Annotated in this window: 7 protein-coding genes; all 7 read right to left on the bottom strand. The window is 29.4% G+C overall.

Going from position 1 to position 7,278, the window contains the following annotated elements; translation table 11 throughout:
* Positions 1-91 precede the first annotated feature (91 nt).
* The 7 genes from I6E31_05225 to I6E31_05195 are packed head-to-tail and all read right to left on the bottom strand — an operon-like array spanning position 92 to position 7,271.
* The gene (locus tag I6E31_05225; GenBank protein MCF2639373.1) at positions 92-1,396 is read right to left on the bottom strand and encodes an NCS2 family permease; all 1,305 of its coding nucleotides are present in this window, start codon (positions 1,394-1,396) and stop codon (positions 92-94) included.
* A 24-nt stretch (positions 1,397-1,420) separates the two neighbouring features.
* Positions 1,421-2,293 carry an RluA family pseudouridine synthase gene (locus I6E31_05220; GenBank protein MCF2639372.1) on the bottom strand — a complete coding sequence of 291 codons (873 nt, stop codon included), beginning with the start codon at positions 2,291-2,293 and terminating at the stop codon, positions 1,421-1,423.
* Between the two features lie 8 nt (positions 2,294-2,301).
* Positions 2,302-3,408 carry a rod shape-determining protein RodA gene (gene rodA, locus I6E31_05215; GenBank protein MCF2639371.1) on the bottom strand — a complete coding sequence of 369 codons (1,107 nt, stop codon included), beginning with the start codon at positions 3,406-3,408 and terminating at the stop codon, positions 2,302-2,304.
* A 13-nt stretch (positions 3,409-3,421) separates the two neighbouring features.
* Positions 3,422-3,865 carry a dUTP diphosphatase gene (gene dut / locus I6E31_05210; protein MCF2639370.1) on the bottom strand — a complete coding sequence of 148 codons (444 nt, stop codon included), beginning with the start codon at positions 3,863-3,865 and terminating at the stop codon, positions 3,422-3,424.
* Between the two features lie 10 nt (positions 3,866-3,875).
* A complete protein-coding gene (locus tag I6E31_05205) occupies positions 3,876-5,099 on the bottom strand; it encodes an insulinase family protein (GenBank protein ID MCF2639369.1) in 1,224 nt (407 codons plus the stop codon).
* A gap of 12 nt (positions 5,100-5,111) precedes the next feature.
* Positions 5,112-6,194, bottom strand: a complete 1,083-nt coding sequence (locus tag I6E31_05200; protein ID MCF2639368.1) for an LptF/LptG family permease — start codon at positions 6,192-6,194, stop codon at positions 5,112-5,114.
* Positions 6,195-7,271 (bottom strand): LptF/LptG family permease, encoded by a 1,077-nt coding sequence (locus I6E31_05195; GenBank protein MCF2639367.1) that lies wholly within the window; start codon positions 7,269-7,271, stop codon positions 6,195-6,197.
* Positions 7,272-7,278: the final 7 nt, after the last annotated feature.

Raw genomic sequence — 7,278 nt, 5'->3', positions numbered from 1 at the left:
GAAAATCACTGGAGTTACTTGAAAATTTATTTGTTTTTTCCACCAACACTATTTGACAAAGAGCCTTTTTAGCTATTATTTAATTTTTATCCTACACTACAAGGTTTACAAAACAAAGTGCCCCTATAAATAGTAGTGTAAAGTTAATTTTCTTGAAATCTCCAGTTACAAGGTGAAGTAAGATATAAGCAAGGAACCCTAAACTTAACCCTATACTGATACTATAAGTAAGTGGCATAGCTACTATTATAATAAATGCTGGGAATAATGATTTCATATCTGTAAAATCTAAATCTTTTACATTTTTAAACATATATCCTCCAACTATAATAAGAGCTGGTGCTGTTGCATATGCTGGAACTACTCCAACTATTGGAGAGAAGAATAATGCCCCTATAAACATAAGTGCAGTTATTACAGATGCAAATCCTGTTCTTGCTCCTACTGCTACTCCTGCTGCTGATTCAACAAAAGTTGTAACAGTACTTGTTCCCATCATAGCCCCTGCTATTGTTGCACTAACGTCTGTATAAAGCATTTTTCCAAGTCCTTGAATGTGTCCTTTTTCATCAACCATTCCCATTTGTTTTGAACAAGAAATTAAAGTTCCTAAAGTATCAAATAAGTCAACAAACATAAATGAGAATATTGGTCCAATTAATGATAATTTAAATGCTCCTATAATATCTAATTTCATAGCTATAGGTGCTGCACTTGGTGGCATAGAAATAAATTGTGATGGAACATCTACATTACCAGTGATAAATGCTAATATTGTAGAAACAAGAATTCCTATTAACATTCCACCTTTTACACGTTCAATTTCAAGTACCATAGAAACTATTAAACCAACAATTCCTATTAATACAGTTGTTGTTATTGGTCCTAATGCTACTAATGTTGCATCATTAGCTACAACAACTCCCATATTTTTAAGACCAATTAAAGTGATAAACATTCCAATTCCTCCACCAACAGCTATTTTTAGTGGTAAAGGTATTGCATTAGCTATCTTCTCTCTAATTCCCCCTATTGAAAGAATAAGGAAAAAGAATCCAGAAATAAATACAATTCCTAATGCAGTTTGCCAAGGTACACCTTTTCCTAATACAAGTGTATAAGTAAAGAATGCATTTAATCCCATTCCAGGTGCTAATGCAAATGGTGCATTTGCCCAAACTCCAGATAATAATGTTGCTAAAGCTGATGCTAAACAAGTTACTGTAATAAGTGCCCCTCTGTCCATTCCAGCATCTCCAAGAATAGCTGGGTTTACAAAGATAATATACGACATTGCTAAGAATGTTGTAATTCCTCCTATTACCTCTTGTTTAACAGTGCTCCCTCTTTCAGATATTTTGAAATAATTTTCTAAAATACCAGTGTTTTGTGACATTTCTCTCCTCCTATATTTTAAAATTTAATTGTTGCCTAACCTATCTAAAAATTCCTTTGGAATTGGCAAATTTATCTCAATTCCATATCTTTCTATTTTAACATAATGTGAGAATAAATACATCATTTTTTCTTTATCTTTTCCATATTTATTATCACCTATTATATAATTTCCTCTATTAGCTAGTTGTACCCTAAGTTGATGAGTTCTTCCACTTCCAAGAGTTCCTTCTAATAAAGTACAGTTTTTCCCATATTCAACTACTTTAAAACTACTTGTACTCTCCTTTGCTCCCTCTTGAAACTCCTCAACTTCGATTACTCTATCCTCAACTTTTTTCAGCCAACTTTTAATTTTGAACTCTTTCTCTCTAACTCTTCCATTTACAAGAATATAGTATTTTTTCTCAATATCTCTATTTCTTATATCTTCAGCTAATTCTCTAGCTACAACTAAAGATTTTGCCCCTATTATAAGTCCAGAAGTTGCCTTATCTATTCTATTTACAAAGTTAAAGTTTTCATTTTTTAAATATGATTTAATCATCTCAGAGATACCATATTCATAGCCACTTCCTTTGTGCATTACCATATTATTTTTTTTATTAAAAATTAAAACTTTCTCATCTTCATAAACTATAGATTTTTTTATTTTCTCTATCTCTTTATTTTCAATAGAAACTGGTTTCTCCTCTTTAGTCTCTCCTCCATTGAAAAATACTTTAACTATATCCTCTAATTGAAGTCTATAATTTTCTTTACTTTTTTTCCCATTTACCTTTACTTTTCCAGTCCTAATTCCTTTAAAGATCTCTGTTAGAGATATATTCTCATATTTTTTTCTCAAAAATCTATCTAATCTTACATCTTCATACTCTTTATCTATTATATATTCCACAACTCCACCTAATCTCTATACAATTTTACACTTTGAACAATTCCTAACATCATAAAGCTTATAAGAAGTGATGTTCCTCCATAACTCATAAGCAACAATGGTTTACCTGTTACAGGCATTATTCCCATTATCATTCCAACATTGATTATTAAATGAAATAGAAATATAGAAGCTATCCCATAACATATTAATTTCCCATACTTATCCTCTGTAGTATCAGCTATATAAACTATCTGCACTATAAGTAAAAAATATAGTCCTAAGAGAACAAGTCCTCCTACAAAACCTCTCTCCTCCAAAAATACCGAACCTATAAAGTCTGTATGAGCCTCTGGAAGAAATCTCAACTTGCTTTGAGTACTTTGTAGAAAACCTTTTCCATACATTCCACCAGAACCTATGGCTATCATTGATTGAGTAACATTCCAACCACTTCCTAATAAATCAGCCTCTGGATTTAAAAATGTAAGTACTCTCTGTCTTTGATATGGTTTTAAAAGAAAAAAATATGCTGCTGGTACAGAGATAATTCCTCCTATTCCCATAATTATTATAGTTTTCCAATCTATTCCATGTATAAAAATAATTACACAAAATGTCATTGTTAAAATAAGAGTTGTTCCTAAATCTGGTTGTTTCAGTATAAGAAGCATTATAGGAAGAATATGCAATCCAGCTACAATAACACTTTTTAATCCAACAAACCTATCTCTATACTTCACTACTAAAAATTCTGACAGAGTAAGTATTGCTAGAACCTTTCCTATCTCTGAAGGCTGGATACTAATAGGTCCTAAATCTATCCATCTTTGTGCCCCTAATCTTTTTACACCTAAAACATAAACAGAGGCTAAAATTCCTAGATTTATAATATAGAGAACTTTATAGTACTTTGCATATTTTCTATAATCTACAAAAGAGAAAAATAGATAGACAAAAATACCTATAATTCCCCAAAATAACTCTTTTTTATAAAAAGATGGAGTTTTATGTATTGTTGCACTATATATAGTTAAAATACTAATAACCACTATTATCAGTGCATTAAGTAAAAGAAAGATATTCATTTTCTTTATCTTTTTTAAACCTAATCTAACATCTCTTCTTCTTCCCATTTTCTTTTACCCCTTATTTACCTGTATGCCCAAATCCTCCTGCCCCTCTTTCTGTTTCATCAAGAGTTTCTACAACTTCCCACTCAATTTGTTCAACTTTGTTTAAAACAAGTTGCCCTATTCTTTCATCAGGATTAATTGTATAAGCATCTTTACTCATATTAGCTATTATTATCTTTAATTCTCCTCTATAATCACTATCAATTGTTCCAGGAGTATTTAAAAGAGTAATTCCATGTTTTAGTGCAAGTCCACTTCTAGGTCTAACTTGTACTTCATATCCCTCTGGTATAGCTATTTTTAATCCTGTTGGAACTAAAGTTCTTTCTAAAGATCCTAATACTATTGGTTCAGTGATATTAGCTCTAATATCCATTCCTGCAGCTCCAGGTGTTTCATATTTTGGTAATTCAATTTTATCATTTTCTCTAACTATCTTTACTATTACTTTTTCCATTACTTTCTCCTTATATATCTCCTAATACTGTGTATGAATAATATTCTTCTTGGAATAGATATTCAGCTGTTTTCTTTATATCCTCTAAAGTTATCTTCTCAATTTTTTCAATTATCTCATCTATATCAATTACTTTATCATATAGTAGATAAGAGTTTGCCATTCTGCTCATTTTTCCTTTACTACTTTCTAAGCTAAAAGTCAGCATACTTAAAAATTGATTTTTAGATTTTTGAAGCTCTGATTCAGTGATTCCATTTTCTCTAATATCATTAAACTCATTTTTAATGATCTCTAATACTTCTTTATAGCTTTCCTTTGTAGTTCCAGCATAGATAGTAAATAGTCCACCCTCTAAAAATGCTGTTCCATAGCTATATACAGAGTAAGCTAATCCTCTTTCCTCTCTTATTTTTTGGAAAAGTCTAGAACTCATATTTCCACCTAATACACTAGAGATAATAGCTCCAGGATATTTCATATCATCTTTTACCCCATTACCTCTTGTATTAAAACATAGGTGTACTTGATTTGTATCTTTTTTTATTATATTTTCTCCACCATTGATTACAAATGAATTATCAATATCTCTTCTAAAGTTACTATCTCTAAATTTTCCAAGTCCTTTATTTAAAAGATTGTAAATCTCATCAACATCAACTTTTCCTGCAACTGATATTACAAGATTTGAAGCTATGTATTGTTCATTAAAATATTTTAAAAATCTCTCTCTAGTTATCCCTTTTAAACTTTCAATAGTTCCCAATACACTATTTGATTGAACTCCAGTAACTGCATATTTTACATTCTCATCATGTATTATCTCCTCTGGAATATCATCATACATTCTAATCTCTTCAATTATTACATTTCTTTCTTTTTCTAGGTTTTCCTCACTGAAAGTTGAATTCATAAACATATCTGACAATACATCTATTCCAGTTCCTATCTTATTTGAAAGCATTTGAATATAGTAAACTGTAAGATCTCTACTTGTGTAAGCGTTGATCATTCCACCTTCATTGTCAATTATCTCTGATATCTCTTTAGCTGTTCTTGTTTCTGTTCCTTTAAACATCATATGTTCAATATAGTGAGAAACTCCACTCTCTTCTGGATACTCATTTCTTGATCCTGTATTTACAAATATTCCTAAGCTTACTGTATTAATACTCTCTATATTATCAATTAAAACAGGTATTCCATTATCTAGTTTTTTTACTACTATGCTCATTTTCTTCCTTTCTTAATACTCTGATCTATATACAAAATAGATTCCTACAACTAAAAATATGATATTAGGAATCCAACCACCTATAAATGGATTTAAAAAACCATTTATACTTAAAGCCTCAAATGAAGCTTGAACTATATAATAACCATAACCTAAGGCTACTGATAATGCTAAATTTATAGCTGATGCTCCTCTTACATATCTACTTCCTAAAGATAGTCCTAAAAAAGAGATTATAAAACTTGCAAATGGAAAAGAGTATCTATTTCCTAACTCAACTAAAAACTCTCTTGTATCTCCACCTACACTTTTTATCTCTCTAATAGATTTTTTTAATTCTTTTATAGTAAGAGTTCTTGGCTCTACATTTTGAGTTATAAATTTATCTGGTTCATCATTATATCTTTCTTCAGTAAATATCTCTTTTTCAATTGGTTTAGTTATTTTTTCTCCATCATAGATATTGGCATCTTTTAACATCCAAATCTTTTTACTGAAATTATATCTTCCCTCTTTTGCTGTGATTATTCTCTCTACTTTATCAAATTTGCTATTCAAATCTATAATTTCTATATTTTCAGCAAAACCAGTTTTTCTATTGATTTTTCCCATTAAATAGATATAATTTCCATTTTCTCCTCTAAAAAAAGCATTATTTTTTTCAATTGGAGCTTCCCTTACAATAACATCTCTACTTTTTATCTCTCTATTTTTTCTAAGAGCATAAGGATATAGTGAATCATTAATATAAAATACTACACCTGAAATTATTAAAGAAATTAAAATTGAGAAAAGAATTATTCTTTTAAAACTAATTCCAGAGGTTTTCAAAGAGATTATCTCTAAATTTGATGCCATCGAACTTATTGTCATAAGTGATCCAAGAAGAACAGCCAATGGAGCTACATCAATTAAAATTTTAGGTATCATTGTAAGAATATAGATTATTGATTCATCTGCTGAAAATCTTCCATCACTTACATATCTTATTACTTTAAATAATTGGCTTACTAAAAATATTCCAACAAAGGCTATTAAACTTAATAAGAATGATTTTATAAAATTTTTACTTATATATCTATCAATTATCTTCATCTATATCCCCCTGGCTTTCTTTCTATAAAATATGAAAGTCAAAAAGAATAATACCAAATTAGGTGTCCAAACTCCTATAAAAGGTGGGATTTTTCCTCTATTTGCCATTACCATTCCAATATTTAGAAGTGTAATATATGTAAATACTACTACCATACTCAAAGCAAAATTAGCTCCCTTTCCACTTCTATGATGCCCTATAGACATAAATACACCTAATAAAGATAACATTATAGTTGATAAAGGTAATGCAATTTTTCTATTTATTTCAACTTCATATCTTATTTTTTCATCTGGAGTTTGATTTTTAATCTCTTTCAAAAGCATTCCTATACTCATAGCCTCTATATCTTTTACTTTGATATCAATCCCATCAAAATATGCTGTAAGAGGTACTTTCTTATCATCAAACTCTCCACGAAGTTTCTCTTTTCCATCTTTATCAAAATCAAAAAACTTAGATTTTGTTATAACCATAGCTGAATCTTTCCAAAATGCCTTCTCTCCTACTAGCACTGTTGGAAAATTCTCATTTTCATCCTTTTGAAATATAAGAACACCTTTAGCCTGTCTATCTTTTCCCTCTATTCTATCAACATAAAGATTATATTCATCTACCTCATCAATAAATGTTTTCTCTTTTAATTGAAACACTGGATTTTCATATGCTATCTTTGTTGTTATATATTGTAGCTTTTTAAATGATCTTGGAATTATGCTCTCTTGAAGAAAAAATATAAAAAGAGTTGTAGCACAAGCTAAAATAAATATTGGTTTTACAATCTCTTTAATTCCCATTCCTATTGAACTCATAGCTGTTGCTTCACTTGTTCTCGTAAATTTTGAAAACGTTAACATCACTCCTAAAAACATTCCCATTGGAATAGTTTGTGATAATATTGGAGGTAAATAAAAAGACAGTATTCTTATTATATCAATAATTGATATTCCCTTTACTATTATATTTTCCATCATAGCTACAATAATATCTATTAAAAATATAAAAGTAAATAGAGAGATACCAAATAATATTGGCATTTTTACCTCTTCTAGTATATACTTTTCTATTATTTTCATTTACACT

The organism is Fusobacterium varium, from assembly GCA_021531615.1.
Classification (GTDB): domain Bacteria; phylum Fusobacteriota; class Fusobacteriia; order Fusobacteriales; family Fusobacteriaceae; genus Fusobacterium_A; species Fusobacterium_A varium_C.
This window is presented reverse-complemented; position numbering and strand designations above follow the sequence as displayed.

Coding starts and splice junctions, on each gene's coding strand:
- I6E31_05225 (MCF2639373.1), bottom strand. CDS start 1,396: ATGTCACAAAACACTGGTATTTTAGAAAATTATTTCAAAATATCTGAA.
- rodA (MCF2639371.1), bottom strand. CDS start 3,408: ATGGGAAGAAGAAGAGATGTTAGATTAGGTTTAAAAAAGATAAAGAAA.
- dut (MCF2639370.1), bottom strand. CDS start 3,865: ATGGAAAAAGTAATAGTAAAGATAGTTAGAGAAAATGATAAAATTGAA.
- I6E31_05205 (MCF2639369.1), bottom strand. CDS start 5,099: ATGAGCATAGTAGTAAAAAAACTAGATAATGGAATACCTGTTTTAATT.
- I6E31_05200 (MCF2639368.1), bottom strand. CDS start 6,194: ATGAAGATAATTGATAGATATATAAGTAAAAATTTTATAAAATCATTC.
- I6E31_05195 (MCF2639367.1), bottom strand. CDS start 7,271: ATGAAAATAATAGAAAAGTATATACTAGAAGAGGTAAAAATGCCAATA.